The sequence below is a fragment of the Streptomyces sp. NPDC041968 genome (assembly GCF_055589025.1).
The window spans coordinates 147823-163417 of sequence record NZ_JBVJCB010000016.1 but is presented as its reverse complement, the minus strand read 5'-3'; the positions used below and the strand labels follow the sequence as shown (position 1 = coordinate 163417).

Annotated in this window: 14 protein-coding genes and 1 pseudogene; 5 read left to right on the top strand and 10 right to left on the bottom strand. The window is 70.9% G+C overall.

The genetic code is table 11. The annotated features are described in order from the left end of the window. The first annotated feature begins 383 nt into the window (after positions 1–383). A pseudogene (locus ACZ6EG_RS31485) lies at positions 384–780 on the top strand (fic family toxin-antitoxin system, toxin component). Between the two features lie 209 nt (positions 781–989). Here the strand turns inward: ACZ6EG_RS31485 and ACZ6EG_RS31480 are convergent. From ACZ6EG_RS31480 to ACZ6EG_RS31470, 3 genes are all read right to left on the bottom strand, one after another. After that, positions 990–1184 (bottom strand): hypothetical protein, encoded by a 195-nt coding sequence (locus tag ACZ6EG_RS31480; protein ID WP_391971385.1) that lies wholly within the window; start codon positions 1182–1184, stop codon positions 990–992. Beyond that, positions 1168–2295 (bottom strand): hypothetical protein, encoded by a 1128-nt coding sequence (locus ACZ6EG_RS31475; protein WP_469609750.1) that lies wholly within the window; start codon positions 2293–2295, stop codon positions 1168–1170. Before ACZ6EG_RS31475 ends, ACZ6EG_RS31480 begins: the two co-directional genes overlap by 17 nt. A gap of 684 nt (positions 2296–2979) precedes the next feature. Next, on the bottom strand, positions 2980–3591 hold the full coding sequence (locus ACZ6EG_RS31470) for a ScbR family autoregulator-binding transcription factor (RefSeq protein ID WP_391971387.1): 612 nt from the start codon (positions 3589–3591) through the stop codon (positions 2980–2982). A 394-nt stretch (positions 3592–3985) separates the two neighbouring features. On the opposite strand from ACZ6EG_RS31470, the gene ACZ6EG_RS31465 reads away from it, so the two are divergent. Next, positions 3986–4696, top strand: coding sequence for an HAD family hydrolase (locus tag ACZ6EG_RS31465; protein ID WP_391971388.1), 711 nt, complete (start codon positions 3986–3988; stop codon positions 4694–4696). Between the two features lie 98 nt (positions 4697–4794). On the opposite strand, the gene ACZ6EG_RS31460 is transcribed toward ACZ6EG_RS31465, so the two are convergent. Together ACZ6EG_RS31460 and ACZ6EG_RS31455 are read right to left on the bottom strand one after the other, a co-directional pair. Beyond that, complete coding sequence (locus tag ACZ6EG_RS31460) at positions 4795–4965, bottom strand: hypothetical protein (RefSeq protein ID WP_391971611.1); 171 nt, start codon at positions 4963–4965, stop codon at positions 4795–4797. Positions 4966–5605: 640 nt separating this feature from the next. Further along, positions 5606–6478, bottom strand: a complete 873-nt coding sequence (locus ACZ6EG_RS31455; protein WP_391971389.1) for an alpha/beta fold hydrolase — start codon at positions 6476–6478, stop codon at positions 5606–5608. 79 nt (positions 6479–6557) lie between these two features. Here ACZ6EG_RS31455 and ACZ6EG_RS31450 point away from each other — a divergent pair, with 79 nt between their 5' ends. Continuing rightward, the gene (locus tag ACZ6EG_RS31450) at positions 6558–7115 is read left to right on the top strand and encodes a CGNR zinc finger domain-containing protein (protein WP_469609745.1); all 558 of its coding nucleotides are present in this window, start codon (positions 6558–6560) and stop codon (positions 7113–7115) included. A 115-nt stretch (positions 7116–7230) separates the two neighbouring features. On the opposite strand, the gene ACZ6EG_RS31445 is transcribed toward ACZ6EG_RS31450, so the two are convergent. Next, positions 7231–7740 (bottom strand): phosphotransferase, encoded by a 510-nt coding sequence (locus tag ACZ6EG_RS31445; protein WP_391971601.1) that lies wholly within the window; start codon positions 7738–7740, stop codon positions 7231–7233. Positions 7741–8082: 342 nt separating this feature from the next. Here ACZ6EG_RS31445 and ACZ6EG_RS31440 point away from each other — a divergent pair, with 342 nt between their 5' ends. Beyond that, on the top strand, positions 8083–8346 hold the full coding sequence (locus ACZ6EG_RS31440) for a hypothetical protein (RefSeq protein ID WP_356609856.1): 264 nt from the start codon (positions 8083–8085) through the stop codon (positions 8344–8346). A 387-nt stretch (positions 8347–8733) separates the two neighbouring features. Further along, complete coding sequence (locus ACZ6EG_RS31435) at positions 8734–9177, top strand: excalibur calcium-binding domain-containing protein (protein WP_469609741.1); 444 nt, start codon at positions 8734–8736, stop codon at positions 9175–9177. A gap of 160 nt (positions 9178–9337) precedes the next feature. Here the strand turns inward: ACZ6EG_RS31435 and ACZ6EG_RS31430 are convergent, their stop codons facing one another. The 4 genes from ACZ6EG_RS31430 to ACZ6EG_RS31415 form a co-directional block, all read right to left on the bottom strand. Further along, a complete protein-coding gene (locus tag ACZ6EG_RS31430) occupies positions 9338–10612 on the bottom strand; it encodes an FAD-dependent monooxygenase (protein WP_469609738.1) in 1275 nt (424 codons plus the stop codon). Next, positions 10609–12006, bottom strand: a complete 1398-nt coding sequence (locus tag ACZ6EG_RS31425; protein WP_391971393.1) for an MFS transporter — start codon at positions 12004–12006, stop codon at positions 10609–10611. Before ACZ6EG_RS31425 ends, ACZ6EG_RS31430 begins: the two co-directional genes overlap by 4 nt. Positions 12007–12221: 215 nt before the next feature. Beyond that, on the bottom strand, positions 12222–14735 hold the full coding sequence (locus ACZ6EG_RS31420; RefSeq protein ID WP_469609733.1) for an FtsX-like permease family protein: 2514 nt from the start codon (positions 14733–14735) through the stop codon (positions 12222–12224). After that, positions 14732–15577, bottom strand: coding sequence for an ABC transporter ATP-binding protein (locus ACZ6EG_RS31415; protein ID WP_391971395.1), 846 nt, complete (start codon positions 15575–15577; stop codon positions 14732–14734). The genes ACZ6EG_RS31420 and ACZ6EG_RS31415 overlap by 4 nt, the downstream gene beginning before the upstream one ends. Positions 15578–15595: the final 18 nt, after the last annotated feature.

The following is a 15595-nucleotide window of genomic DNA, read 5'->3' as shown; positions in this document are numbered from 1 at the left end:
GAATACCACACCCCCCTCCACATCCACATCACCCCCCACCCCACCACCCCCACCACCACCCACCACCCCACCACCCACACCATCACCGGCACCCAGAACAACACCACCATCTTCACCACCACCCACACCACCACACCCACCCAACCCACCACCCAACCCACCACATAACCCCACCCCCCGCACCACCCACACCCCCAGCCCACGGACACCTTCGCCTACGACCGGGCGACGGCGGTGGAGCAGCGGTTCCTGGAGGGCTTCAAGGCGTCCATGGCCCGCAGCGGTGCGGCGTTCGCGGCCGAGCCCAGCAGCGCCGATCCTGGCGCGGAGCAGCGGGCGAGCGAGCGGGAGGCGCTCGGAGAGCTTCAGCAGCAGGACCGGGGCTGCGCCGCGCGAGCGAGCAGGAAGCGCTCCACCCGCTCGACGTCACGTTCCTGTTGCACGCCGCCGAGTTGCTCGACGGTGATCCGCAGGTCGACGACCTGGGGCCGCTCTATGCGGCCGTCGCCCCGGGTCAACGCCAGAGCCTTGGAGCGGGGCGTCTACGGATCGCTGCACCTCAGGGCCGCCGCCCTCCTGCAGACCCTGGCGAAGCTGCCGTGCCTGGAACACTCGAACGAGGCGTTCGCCTGGCACGCGACCGAGGCCTACCTGATCCTCAACGCGCACGCCCTGGACTATCCGCCCAAGGCGGCCGTCGCGCTGGTATGCGACGCATCCTCCGGCGTGCTCGGCGTCGCCCGGATCGCCCGGCAACTGCGCGACTGGGCTGCCACCTGACCCAGCCCATCTGACCCGGCAGCCGACTCCCGGTGAGTACGGAAACCGGCCACGGTCTGCAACGCACCTGTCCTCGGCTTCGCTGGGCGCAGCCCACACGCCGCGAGACTCCTCCCCGGCAGCCATGCCGGGCATCCTCGGCTCCCGGCCAGGCGGGGACTGCCCCAGGGCCGTGAAGGCGGCGACACGGAGCCGCGGCCGGTGTTGGCTCACATCCGCTGACACGCGGACCGGATCTCTTCCAAAAGGGTTCGGTAGTCCTCACCGTAGGTGGCCACGGCCGCGTACACCGCGTCCAAGGCCGCCTGGAGCGGGTCGGGTTCGGCGGCGCCGAGCAGCGCGGGCAGTGCCATGTGGGGCTGGGACATCCGCAGGGAGGGGTCCGGCTCACCGAACGTGACCATCACTGCGTAGGGCGCCGCTTCCCCGGGCTGTGGTGCCGGTGGTGCGGCACCATCCGGCGGCACCACCTGGGCGGCCGCGGGACCTGCGATCCTCGGGAGCGGCATCGGCTCTGGAGCCGGTGTGTGCGTGCCGTTGCGGGGGGGGCGGCTCGAAGGGGGGTCGCCCGGGCGGAACGGCCCGGCCGACGGTTCTGTCGGGGACGCGTGGGTCCGTTTCCAGTGCCCGCCACACCTGGTCCGAGTCGTCGAAGGGCGGCGGCAGCGGTCGGCCCTCGGCCAGGGCGGTGAGGCCTGCGGCGATCCAGTCGAGGTCGGTGAGTCCGGCCGCCTCACAGGCGTGGCGCGCGGCCAGCAGCGCTGTCGCCCGCTGGACCTGGGGCGTGGCGGCGTCGATGGCGTGGACGAGGTCGGGGTCGAAGGCGAGCAGACCGCGCACATTGCCGCCGACCTCGCGCAGGGCATGGCTCGGCTGTCGGCCGCCCCATTGCCACCGTTCGTGAGCGAGCCGGCGTTCTTGTTCGGCTTTCTCCTGCGCGAGGCGGGCCTGACGCTCGGCTTCGGCGCGTTCGGCCGCTGTGGGTGGGGCCGGCTGACGGCGGGCGTAGTCGTGCCAGTACCCGGCCGCCGCCGACGTCTGTTTCAGGATGCGGTCCGGTGCGGGCGGAGCGGGCCAGAACTGCAGCAGGTAGCGGTCCAGTTGCGGCTCGTCGTCGAGCCGCGTGTCCTGGCGGTGCGCCTCGTCCATGCCCTGGGCGCAGTAGCGCACCCGGTAGTCCGTCTCTTCCAGGTCCAGGGCCCAGGAGGCCTCCCCCGCCCACTGCACGAGAGCGCTGGCAGCCGAGACGGGTCGGAAGGACACCTCCACCACGTCCTCCCACGCCGGATCCAGCGGCGGGGCATGGTCGTGCACCTCGACGGTGAAGGCGACACTGCCCGTGTGCAGCCCGGTCGACAGCCACAGCGCGCCGGGTACCGCAGCCCCGCACAGCCCGGCGCTCTGCCCAGCGAAAGACTCCTGGAGGTCCAGGCCGAAGCTGCCTGGATCACTCTCGACATAGATTTGGCCGTAGTGAACGCGGACTACATCCTCAACAGGCCTGCGCACCCTCATCCCCCCTCACCGGGAACACGTGATTTCAGGCAACCTACGGCACGGCACTGACAGGGTGCCGCGCTGCTCCCGACCTCGCCAAGCACCCAGCCCGGTACCTCAGCACCCATGCCCGGCCCCACGACGCAGAGGCGCGTAATGCGCCTGCTCGAGTACGCCCTACTCAACCTCTCGTTGCCAGCCACGACCTGACGGTTCACGGCGTCGGCGGGCCTGCACGGTCCGACGGCGCCCGTCGCGGACGGACGGCGGGCATCGGGCCCAGCAGTTGCGCGGGCGGCGGTGAGGCAGTCGGCTTCACCGCGGATCGGGGGAACGTCGCCAGACTCGGCGACGAAGCGGTCGTAGGCAGGCGTCTCCTCACGGGGGAGATGAAGCACGGCTGCCTCACCTGCACGTCGTGTCGCCGCTGCCCGGACAGTCCGACCGGCACCCTGCGGGTGTCAGGCGTGCGCAACTTCCTGCTCTTCTCCAGGCCGCGTGGCGCTCTCCGATACTCGGCCTGTCAGGCGAAGCAGTCACGGTCACTGGTGGGCGGTGCCAGTATGACCCTTGCACTCACACCGGCGGCGCACTCGGCGAACCACTGATCGCGGCCCTCCTCCGGCCGCTACCAACGGCCTGGGGCCGGTAGACGTTCACACCGTCGAAGTCCATGCTGCGGTGAGGGTGCGTCGCCATGCGTCACCGGCCTGCCGGGAGGTTTCCGCGGGCCGGTTGCGGCCGGAGGGATGGCAGGGTCAGGTGCCACCAGTCGGTCAGGCGGTCGTCGAGGACGGTCGTACCCTCAAGGGCCTCAGTGAGGGTGCACAGGCCGAAGAACGCGCGCACCAGGGTCCGGGCCGTGCGGGCGGGGCGGACGCGCTCGTTGATATGCCCTGCTAGGCGAGCCTGCGCGAGCAGTCGCGTGGCGGCGGCGGTCCACAGCGCGAAGGGGTCGGGAACGGGAGCCGTGATGAATGTGCGCTCGGCCCACAGACGGGCACCGGCGCGCGTCACGGGATCACGGGCGAGGTCATGGGCGATTTCATAGCTGAGGGCAACGAGCCGTTCGAGCGGGGGGACCGTCTCGTCTCCGTAGCGTGCAGCGAGCTGAGACCAGGTGGCGAACCGGTCCTCGACGACGGCGACGGCGATGCCCTCCTTGCCGGTGTAGTGGAAGTAGACCGCGCCGCTGGTCCGGCCCGACCTTGCACTTATGTCGTTGACGCTGGTGGCCGCGTATCCCTGTTCAGCGAACAGTTGGGCAGCCGCTTCCAGCAGTGACCTGCGGGTTGCCTTCGCCCGTTCTTGCAACGTTCCATCCGCCCTCGCTCTGTTCTGATACCGGCCACGAATTTAGTGCGCCAGCGTACGCCCGGAGCCCAAACAGGCACTTTGATGGGGCAATTACGCAGTTCTTTCGAGCGCGAACACTTGCGAGTGGTAATGGACGCAAGGCGCTCCGGGCCCGGCGCGGCCAAGCACGCGTGTCAACTGATGGGCGAGCATGCGGTATTGACGGTCTCGGCAGCTGCGTCACGGCTGTCGCCGCGCCCCGGCCATACGCCCGTTTCCAACGCCCGTCGAGTCACCAAAAAGGGTTATTGCCCGATTTGCCTGGACGGAAATAACGTAGCGGAAACTATCTTTCCGCTTCTGTCGACACGGAAATACCGCATGCGTGCATGCGAAGGCATGGGAGGCCCCAGTGACCACCTCGGACCACGATCTGCTCGACTGGACGCCCGAAGCCGTCGTCTTCGACTGCGACGGCACCCTGATGGACAGCGAACGCCACTGGCAGGAGGCTCGCAGCCGGGCCTTCCGGGAGCACGGACTCCAGCCACCGCCCGGGTTCGCGGAGCAGGCCCTTGGCCTGCACTACGAGGACTGCGGCCGGCTCATGGCGCAGTCCGTGCACAAACCCGAACTGACCGAGGACCTGACAGCCGCGCTTCTCGACCACTTCCTGGCACTCGTCACCGACGAACCGGTGACGATGCCAGGTGCGGTCCGGCTCGTACGACTGCTCTCCGGCCGCCTGCCGCTGGCGGTGGCCAGCAACTGCCCGAGGGTCGTGGTCGAAGGCAGCCTGGAACGGGCCGGGCTGCTCGCGCACTTCCAGCACCTCGTCGTCCCCGACACCGGGGACCGCGTGCGCCCCAAGCCGCACCCCGACGTGTACGCCGTAGCGGCCCAGCTCTGCGGTGTCCCCCCGCACCGGGCGCTGGCGGTGGAGGACTCCCTGACCGGTATGGAAGCGGCCCGCCGGGCCGGCCTGCGGGTCTTGGGCGTCGGTCCCCGGCCACAGGGCGACGGCACCACCCGGGCCGACAGGTGGTTACCGGCGCTCGACGCTCCCGAACTACTGGCCTGGGCCCACGCGCTTGGCGGCCCGCGGGGGACGCGAGAGCCTTGACAGCCCGCCGAGATGCGGCAACGCCGAGCGCTCGCACTCCCCGGTGGCACGCTGGTGCGGCGGGAAGCACCTGATGCGGTGGGCCGGGCCAGGGCGCGTCACGGGTACCCGGGTTTCCGGCCCTCGCCCCGGGGCCGCGCGCCGGAGCTTGCCCAGGTCGCCTTGACCGTGGCCTTGATCGATGAGACGACGATCGCCAGCTCCGGGTCGCGGTCCTTGCAGTCGTCCATCGCGGCGAGGAAGTCGTCCGGGGTGAGGTCGACGCCCAAGGTCGGCCATCGCGCCGGATCATATACCCGTCTGGGGTATACATCAGGGTCTGGGGTGGTGCGGTGTCATCGAGTGTCCCGCTCCCGCCCGGAGCCGCCGATCGGCATCGGGTGGGAGCGGACACTCGCCTTGCCCGCTTCGAAGACGACGGAGCCTGGCGAGCCGCAGACCGGCCCCGAGATGCCTGCTGTGCGCGCCGGCCGCACGAGCGGTTGTTCCCCGACCTGCAGCGCGGCATGGCCTTGCGTTAGGCGGCGGCCGCGATCACGGCCACCGCCAGATGTATGAGCATCGCCGCGGCGACTCCGACGGTCCCGCCTTCGTCGAACAGCAGGAGATCGGGGATCCAGGAGACCGCCACGACGGCCGGAACGAGCTGTCTGAGCAGTGCTTCCTGCTCGTTCGATCATCTGCGCACCGCGGCCCAGCCGACAGCGCCCAGCGCGATGCCGACCGCGGCCGGAAAGAGGAAGGAGAGAGGGTTCAGCGGCCGGAAGCCGTCGGGTGCGTTCGCCGCGAGGGCACATGCTGCGAGGACCGCGTTGACCGCCCCGCCGGAGACACCGCCGCGAGCAGACTGCCCGCAACGGCCCGGGTGTGACCGCCGTACGGCGGTCACATAACGGTGGGCGGGCACGCTCACTTCCAGGTGCGGTCGAGGAAATCGGCGATCAGCGGAGCGATCTCCGGCAGGTGGGTTTCCAGGGCGAAGTGCCCGGTGTCGAGAAGGTGGAGCTCGGCGTCGGGCAGATCCCGGAGGTAGGCGTGGGCTCCGGGTGCGATGAAGAAGGGGTCGTGGGCTCCCCAGGTGATCAGGGCGGGCGGCATCTGCCGGCGCAGCCACGCCTGCCAGCGACCGTAGCTGCCGATGTTCGTTCGGTAGTCGAAGAAGAGCGCCAGTTGGGCTTCCTTGCGGCCCGGCTGGTCCAGGAAGTGCTGGTCGAGGGTCCAGCCGTCCGGGGGGATGAGCTCGGGGTCGGTGACGCCAGCCTCGTACTGATAGCGGGTGCCGGGCAGGGTGAGAAGGTCGCCGAGCGCGGCCTCGGTGCCGGGCTCCTGGGGGTCCGCGAGGAGCACGCCGCGGGCCGCGTCCGACAGCCCGTCCTCGTAGGCGTTGCCGTTCTGCACGACGAGGCCCGCGATCCACTCGGGGTGGCGTTCGGCGAGCCGGAAGCCGACCGGTGCGCCGAAGTCGAACACGTACATCACGAACCGGTCGAGGCCGAGCTGCCGGGCGAACCCCTCGGTGATGTCGGCGAGCCGGTCGAACGAGTAGGTGAAGCCGTCCGGGACCTGGGTGTGACCGAAGCCCGGGTAGTCCGGCGCGATCAGCCGGTAGCGGGAGCCCAGCACGTCGATGAGACGGCGGAACTGATGCGACCCGGACGGGAAACCGTGCAGAAGCAGCAGCACGGGAGCGTCGGCCCGGTCGGGCAGGGACTCGCGGTAGAAGACCCGGACCCCGTCGACCTCCACGTGGCGGTGGACGGTGCTGGCGACTGAAGCAGACACATCTAACCCCTTTATTGGCGGTGAATGCGTTAGGCACAGCCAGACTAACGGGTCATCGCATAGATGTAGAATTAGCTGCATGAGCGCGCCTGTACCTCCGACCGGAGAACCGCTGGCCCTGGACCTGGTCAACACCCGCCCGACCATCGGCGACCTGCTTGCCACCCCCGACGACCTGCGCGCATGGTGGGCCCTCCAGGCCGAGCGCCTCCCGGACGCAGCGCCCGAACAGGTCACGGCCGCGGATCTGGCCGCCGTCCGGGCCGTACGCGGACACACCGCCCGCGCCCTCGCCCACGTACGCCGGGGCGAGAAGCCCACGACTGTCGACCTGGCGGCCCTCAATGAGGTGCAACGCTCCGCACCCGCGATCAGCGAGCTGGCGTGGGACGGATCGGCGGTGACCGCCACGCGCAGACGCGACGGAACACCAGGCCAGCGCCTGGCCGCCTGGCTCGCGGAGGCTGCCGCCGACCTTCTGGCCGATCCGGCGGTCACCAAGATCCGGGAGTGCGAGGCACACGACTGCGTGCTGCTCTTCCTGCCCGCCCACCCCCGCCGCCGCTGGTGCTCGGCCGCCCGCTGCGGCAACCGCGTGCGCGTCGCCCGCCACTACCAGCGGCACAAGAACGGATAGCCCCCGCCCCTACCCTTGCGTGCGCACCAGAGCTGAAGCAGGACAGGTCCGTCATCCGGTGCCGCCCCTGACGGCGACCAATGAGGTCTTCTCACCGACCTTCTGTCGGGCTCTCTCAGCTGACGATGCGAGCCGTGGCGAGGTCAGCGTGGACCTGATCCACGGTTTGGTGGGGTGTCTGGTCCGACGTGTCCAGCCAGAGCCCGCGGGGCGGGGTGTCACGGCGTAGGACGTCGTCCAGGATGTCGACCGTCCAGGGGCCGCCGTAGCCGTTCTTGTGGCGGCCGGCCTCACGCGCTGCGACTGCCGGCGAGGGGGCAAGGACGACCAGATACAGGGGCCTCGCGGTCACGGCATCAAGGTAGGCATCCAAGTGCTCGCCGAGAACGACGTCTTGGACGACGACGGTCCATCCCGCCTGCGCGTACAGGTCTGCGACCGCAGCGGAGGCCTGGTAGCGCAGTCGCAGCTGAGCCGTTGCCTCGACGGTCGGCGGCAGCGTGAACTCCTCGCAACCGGACACGATCATCCGCCGGAAGCTGTCGCCACGCAGGTGCACGGAGCGTGGGAGCCGCTCGGCCAGCAGCGCCCGTCTGCCGGCCGTGCGACGACGCCGGATCGGCACTCCGCGCGACTCGCGGGCGCTCGGGCGCTCGGGCCGTTCCGGCAGGCCGTGCTGGTGCAGCGCTGGTTCCGGAAGCGTGACTGCGTGCACTGCCCTGCCCGGGACGCCAGGTTTCACATCGTCGAAGGCGCACCGAGCGAGCAAACGGCCGGATCTGCGGACTCAAGGCCACAGCACCAGGTATATGCCGTGCGGGCCACCGGCGCCCGTCGGACGCGCCCGATTCATGGCCCTGTGCCCCTGCCGACGAGATCACCAGTCGCATAACATGACAGAGCAGACGAATACCGGCACACGCCGAGGGCACTCCGTCCCCGACCCCCACAGGAATGGAGCCACCCAATGATCGTCAAGAAGATGCACGACATGGGCGTCAAGAGCGAGCACGCCTACCTGGCCGCATTCGCCTCCATCGGCCTCACCGTCGTGGCCTGGGCCGCCAGCCTCAAGGTCGAGCCCGGCGTCAACGTCGACCGCGCCGACCGCTGGGGCCTCTTCGTCGGCGAATGGGCGCCCACCTTCTTCGGCCTCGGCCTCGCTCTGTCCCACTACGAGCAGCACGACGGCACCCTCACCGACAGCGGCGTCCACGTGCGCGAAGTCTGACAAGCCGGCGAGACCGCAGCACCGCGGCAGCACCCGCGTACAGCGGGCGCTGCCGCGTTCGCATGCCGGCCTGTCAGTGCCACCAGCCAGTAGGAGCTACTCGCAGACCTGGACCGACGCCAAGGGCGTCCCCCGCGTGTCCGCCGCCGCCTGCGACAGGACGTCCGCCGGCCGACGGGAGGCCGAGCTGGAGAAGGTCGGCGCCACGGACACCGGGATTCCCGAGGTGAAGCCGGGGAGCTGCCGGCGCGACGATGAGGGCGGCGGCTCAGGACCGCCGCCCTACTGGCCTCATCCGTCACGGACGGACGACTTCTCCCCCGCGTCTTCACATTTCCTCCACACTGCCGCTACCGTCAACGCTTCAACAATCACCTCGGGGGGATCATGGCCAACCCATTCACACCGCCGACATCAGGACGACCCGCACCGAAGTGGGCGAAGAAGCGCTACGTCGTACCCGCGCTCGCCCTCGCCTTCTTCCTCGGCATCGGAGCCGGCGCCGGCGACACCCCACCGAAAGACGACGCCAAGACCGTCGCCGCCAAGCCTCGACCCACCGTGACCGTCACAGAAACCGCCAGCGCTGAACCCGAGCCGGCCCCCACCGTGACGGAAACCGTCGAGGTCGAAGTCGAAGTCACCCAGACCGTCACCGCCGCCCCCACCTACGACAACGGCGACAGCGACAGCGACAGCGACAGCAGCGTCTATTACGAAAACTGTGCAGCCGCCCGCGCCGCCGGAGCAGCACCCGTTCAAGCGGGAGAGCCCGGTTACGGCCGCCACCTCGACCGCGACGGCGACGGCACCGGCTGCGACTGGGGCTGACAGACAATGGCCCGCCGAGACGGGGGATGCTCGGCGGGCCTGCGGTCGGTTCGGCACGGTTCATGACAGGACGGGGGCCTCCGCATACCGTGATCGAGCGGTCGCCGAGTTCGCAACCACCTCCGGGGCAGGCTCTTCGGGATGCACCGCGACCGCACCTCTATGTACGGGGAGGGAGGGTACTGCGGTGCAGCGGCTCTTGGACCTGGTCGCATGCCATGGGCGGGACTTCGGGCAGGGTGAGGGCCGAATGGGCCGGTCGGGGCTCCGCCGAGGGCAGGGCGCTGAGCTTGCGCAGCCTGTCGTTGCGCTGTTTCAGGGCCTCTGGCGTGGTGGGGAAGAGCGTGGCATCGCCCTCGCCGACCAACTCCTGGTTCAGCGTCACGAACTCCCGGGTGTCGCGTTCGTAGGCGGCGAAGCCCGCGGCATGGTCTCCGGAGGCTGCGGCCAGGGAACTGGCGAGCATGTACGCGCCGACCAGCGCGAGGCTGGTGCCCTGCCCGGTCAGGAACGAGGGCGCGTATGCGGCGTCACCGACCAGCGCGACCCGACCGCTGGACCAGCGGGGCATGCGGATCTGGCTGACCGCGTCGAAGAACACGTCCTCGGTCTCGCGCAGGGCGGCAAGCAGGCCCGGGACCTCCCATCCGCCGTCGGCGAACACATCCGTGAGCAGCTGTCGTTGGGATCCCTCGTCGCGGAGCGCGTCGAACGGCGGTTGCGGATGGGCGAAGTTCAAGAACGCATGCACCTCGTCGGTCTCTCCCACGGCGTAGAGGGCCGCGGCCCTGCCCGGGGTGTTCCACATGACGGTCTCGTGGGAGAGCCCGAACGTGTTGCGCAGGGGGAAGATGGCGAAGCAGTAACCGAGATAGCGGTGGAACGGATCCTCGGCGCCGAACGCCAGCTCGCGTGTATGGGAGTGCGCCCCGTCCGCGCCGATCACCATGTCGAACGTGCGCGTGCCGCCGCCGCGGAAGGTGACGTCGACTCCGTGCCCGGGCTGGTCGAGGGTTGCGACGGAGTCGTGGAACATGAACTCCACATCGTCGCGGACCGCCGCGTACAGGGCGTCGGTCAGGTCTCCGCGCCGCACCTCCAGGTCTTGTCCTGCCACGCCGCCGGAGACGGCGTGCGGGTGGAGCGAGGCCACCGTGTCGCCGTCGCCCTCGAGGAACGTCAGCCGCCGCAGGTCGATGTGCGCCTCCCTCAGGTACGGCAGGAGGCCCATCCTCCTGACGACCTCGAGCGCGGTGCCGCGCACGTCGATGGGATAGCCGCCTCGGCGCAGCGTGGCCGCCTTCTCGACGACGGTGACCGCGAACCCGGCGCGGTTCAGCCAGAACGCGAGAGCGGGGCCCGCAATGCTGGCCCCGGAGATCAGAACCGTGCGCCTTTGCTTGCTGCGGATTTCTGTCGGGTCGATACGGGTCATTCCTTGACTCCTTTGCTCATGGTGCGGGTGATCAACAAGGCCAGGGCGGTGACTGCGCCGGCGATGACGAAACCGGTGAAGAAGGCCGACTCGGAGGGGACGTCCGCCCCGGAAGGGGTCGCAGCGGTGAGGAGGGCGCCACCGAGCTGTGCCCCCACGGCGTAACCGACCACGCGCGTCACCAGGACCAGGCTGGTGGCGATGCCGGTGTCGCTTTGATCGACGGAGGTGGCGGTGCTGGTCATCATCGCCGTGACACACAGGCCGTTGGCCAGCGCGATCAGCGCCTTGCCGAAGACGAGGTGCCAGGGCTCGGTGTGCACGGCCGCAAGGGCGGTCAGGGCGGCAACCATGGTCACGACGCCCACGGTGACCACGAGGCGCGAGCCGAACCGCCGCGTCCCGATCCCGCCGAGCGGCCCGGCCAGTGACGCGGCAACGGCGCCGGGAAGCAGGAAGAAGCCGATCTCGGTGGCACTGGCCCCGAAGCCGTATGCGTCAGTGGGCACCGCGAACAGCTGAGGGACGAGATAGACCGCCATGGACGTTCCGACGCAGATCACGAACGTCAGCACGCACGCCTTCCAGATCGCCGGCCGTGCGAGCATGCGCAGATCGACCATGGGCGAGGCCGCGCGGCGTTCCACGGCTGTCCATCCGGCCCCGAAGGCGGCCAACACCACGACGAGGGCGCCGAGCACGAGGGGCTGCGAGGTTGCGTCGGGAGCCAGCGCGAGCACGAGCATGAGCGTGGTCAGCGCCCCGCTCAGGAGGAACAGACCGGCCCAGTCCATGCGGACCCGGCCGGACCGGGCCGGCGGATCGTGCGGCAGCAACTTGCTCACTAGGAGGGTGGACCCGATGACGGCGCAGGTCGGCAGCGCGAACATCCAGTGGCGGGACAGCGTCTCCGCCACGGGCCCGGCCGACAGCGTCCCCGCCATCCCGCCCCCGACGAACAGGCCGCTGACCACCCCGATGGCCACCTTCGCCTCTCCCTGGGGGAGGTGTTTGCGGACGACGATGAACGACAGCGGCAGCGCGCCCACCATCGCCCCCTGCAGCACCTGGCCGAGCAGCAGAACGGGCAGATTCGGCGCCAGGGCGGACACCAGTCCACCGGCCGAGACCACCGCCATCAGCCGGGTCAGGACGCGTTTCCCGCCGTAGCGGTCGCCGAACTTTCCGGCGACCGGAGTGACGAGGGCGCCGGTGATGAGGAGCACGATGCTGAGCAGCGCCCCCTGCGCCGGAGTCATGTCGAGCTCGCGCTGCAGCAGCGGGAGCGTCGGCGTCACCACCGACTCCAGTGCGCCGGTGGCGAGCGCCAACAAGCCCACGGCTCCGACAGCGGCCTTCCCGATATGGACCGGGGGATCCAGGGTTGCGGTCATGAGTGTCCTCTCCGTCATGGCAGGTCGTCGGAGGCTTCGTGCGCGGCGCTGCCGCCTGGGGCAGGAGTGCGCGCCGCGGTCGGTAGGGATTGCGAGGGCGCGGTAGCGGCTCCCCCCGTTCAGGAGCCGTGCGTCCTGTGCCGCCATCGCGAGGGGCGGGATCCCGGCGTGGTGCTCGGTTCCCGCCCCGTAGCGGTGTGCGGTATCGAGGCGCGCTATGACCAGCGGCGCAGGGCTCGACGTGCCGGCAGCGTGACCGCGAGCAGCGTCAGCCCGCCGGCGGCTGCCGCAAAGGAGCCGTACACCAGCGGGGGCGCGTATGGCGCCTCCCCGGTCATGCCGCTCATCATCGGGAACAGCGTGGCCGCGGCGATCGCGGTGCCGAGGAGCACGCCGGAGGTCGACACCAGCAGGCTCTCCCAGCCGAGCATCCGCACGACCTGGCGGCGGGTGGAGCCGACCAGGCGCAGGGTGCCCAGCTCACGGCGGCGGTCGAGGACGGTCATCACCAGGGTGTTGGCGGCGGCGACGGCAGCGAAGCCGCCGAGAACCGCGGCCATGGTGTTGTTCATCCAGGCGCCCGTCCTGGCGTCGAGACTCTGCTCGGCGGCGTAGCCGGAGGCATCGGTGACCTCGCCCAGGGCGGCGAGCGACGCCTGCGTGCCGCCGCGTACGAGCAGCGTGCTGTCGAAGCCGGAGGTGGTGTGCCCGGCCAGGGAGGCGCGGTCCATGGTCACTGCCGGGAGGCCGAGGCCTCGGTCGTAGACCGCGACGACCTCCGGGCGAGTCCTGGTGCCGTCGGGAAGGTACAGCGGAAGCCGGTCCCCGATGCCGACGTCCGCCGTGTCCGCCAGGTTCTTTCCGATGGCGACGCGGCCGGTGCCGATACGCTCCAGGCTGCCCTGCGTCACGCCCAGGTCCTGCACCTCGGCGAGGTCGGCCGCCGACCCGGCGACGCCCTGGGCCGCCGCGCCCTGCAGTGCCTTGAACTCGCCGGAACCGGTCGGCACCAGCAGCTGTGTGTTCAACAGGCCGACGGCCGCGTCCACGCCGGGCACATGGGCCGCCCGCTGCACCGCGTCCACCGGGAGCCCGGCCGGGCCGGTGACCACGTGGTCCGCGGTGATGCCCGCGCGCAGCTGTTTGTCAGCGACGTGTCGCTCGCTCGTGTTCATGAACACGAGCGTCGAGGCGAAGGCCACGGCCAGCGCGATCGGGGTGATCGCGGAGGCGAGACGGCGGGAGTTGGTACGGGAGTTGGCGGCCGCGAGCCAGGCGGTGGGCCCGCTACCGCGCAGCGGCAGGCTGAACAGGGCCGTGCACAGCCGCGCGATCAGCGGGCCGAGCAGTCCGACGGCGAGCATGAAGGACATGACGACACCGAGGGCGGCGCCGGCGGCGCCGTCACCGGTGGAGCCGGCCGCGACGCCGGTGAGCGTCGCGCCACCGGCCAGGGCGACCACACCGAGGACGGTACGGACGACACCCGGCCGCAGCCGCTCCACCGATGCCTCGGCGAGCGCCTGCCCCGGCTTGGTCTTCGCCGGCCGGCGACCGGCGACCCAGCCGGCGCCGAGTGCGGTCAGGAGCCCGGCACCGACGGCGACAAGGAGGGGAATGCCGGAGACGTGCAGTTGTACGGCCCCGGGGACCGCGCCGCGGTCCTGCAGCTGCCCCAGCCACCAGCCGGCGAGCCCGATGCCGGGCAGTGCGCCGAGGATTCCGGCCAGTGGCGCGACGAGCAGGGCTTCGAACGCGACCGCGCGGCGGATCTGCCGCGGGGTGGCTCCGATGGCGCGCAGCAGGGCGAATTCGTGGGCGCGCTGTCCGACCGACAGCGCCACCGTCCCGGCCGCGGTGAAGATCGCGACGAGGGCGGCGATCCCGCCGAACGGGCCGCCGATACCGAAGAGGGTGTCCTTGGCGTAGGCGAGACCTGGATCCTCGATGGCGCCGCGGTCGTCGCCGGTGTGCACCTGTGCGCCGGATCCTGTCAGGGCCTGCTTGACGGAGCCGGCGAGGGCGTCGGCATCGGTTCCGGGCTTCGCGAGCACGGCGATGGCGTCCGCCTTGCCGGGATGGCCGGCGAGCGCGGAGGCCTGGCTGTCGGCGAACCAGGCGAGGGGCCCGGCCTCCTTGCTGCTGTCCGCCGGTCCGGCCGTGGCGATGCCCGCGACGCGAAAGTCCCGCTGCCCGGCGGCGGTCTGCAGCACGACGGTGTCTCCGACCCCGGCCTTCGCGGCGCGGGCCGTGTCGGTGTCGAGCACGACCTCGCCCTCGGCCGGCGCGCCTCCCTCGGTCAGCGCGGAGCCGGTGAAGGCGTGCGAGCCCCACCCGTGCGCGGTCAGCACGCCGCCCTCGACGGGCAGCTCACCTGTCGCCCGCACCGGGAAGGTGAAGTCGGGCACCGCCGCCTGCACCCCGTCCGCGCGAGCGGCCTTGTCCGCGAGAGCGGCGTCCACGCGTGCCGTGTCCGGCAGCGGCACCGCTTCCTTCTCGCGGTCCTCGCCGCTCCCTGTGACGACGTACTTGTACTGGTCGGCCGCCGCGACGACCGGCGCCTTCGCATAGCGTTCCGCCGGCACCGACGCGCGCAGGCCGGTCTCCAGCAGGATGCCGCAGGCCGAGACGATCAGTGCGGAGATCATCAGCACGACGAAGGTCCCCGCGAAGGAGGCGGGCTTGAAGCGGACGGCCGCGCGGGCGAGCCCGTTGGGCTTCAGTTTCACGCTGCCGCCCCCGCCATGGCACCCACGGGAGCGGTACGGGCGGTGAGCGCCGTCATCCGCGCCGCGATCTGCTGTGCGGAACCGCGTTCGAGACGGTCGGCAAAGCGGCCGTCGGCGAGGAAGAGCACTCGGTCGGCCCAGGCGGCCGCGGCCGGGTCGTGGGTGACCATCACGACGGTGGCACCGAGCTGGTCGACGGCGTTCCGGAGCAAGCCGAGGACCTCGGCGGCGGTGCCGGTGTCCAGGGCGCCCGTCGGCTCGTCCGCAAAGATCACGTCCGGAGACGTGACCAGCGCTCGGGCGACGGCCACGCGCTGCTGCTGGCCGCCGGAGAGCTCCCCGGGCCGGCGCCCCGCCTTGTCGGCCAGTCCGACCTGCGCGAGCACCGCGGCCGCCCGGCGGTGGTCCTGGTGCTGCCCGGCGAGACGCATCGGCAGCAGCACATTCTGCTCCACGGTCAGCGACGGCAGCAGGTTGAACGCCTGGAAGACGAACCCCAGGCGGCTGCGGCGCAGCTCGGTCAGCTCGTCCTCGCTCATGCCGGTGATCTCCGTGCCGCCCAGGAACACGGATCCCGCGGTCGGCCGGTCGAGCCCGGCGGCACACTGCAGGAAGGTGGACTTGCCGGACCCGGACGGTCCCATGACCGCAGTGAACGTGCTGCGCGGCAGGGCGAGGTCGACGCCTGAGAGGGCGTGCACCGTGCCCGCCCCGCGACCGTACTGCCGCCGGACGTCACGCAGCTCGACGGCGAGACCGGGCGTGGCTGCCGAAACCCCGGGCCGGTCGTCGACCTCCGGCCGGTTGTCCGCCTTCTGCGGTTTGCCCTTGCGTAGCCTCATGTCCCGTCTCCCTCTTAC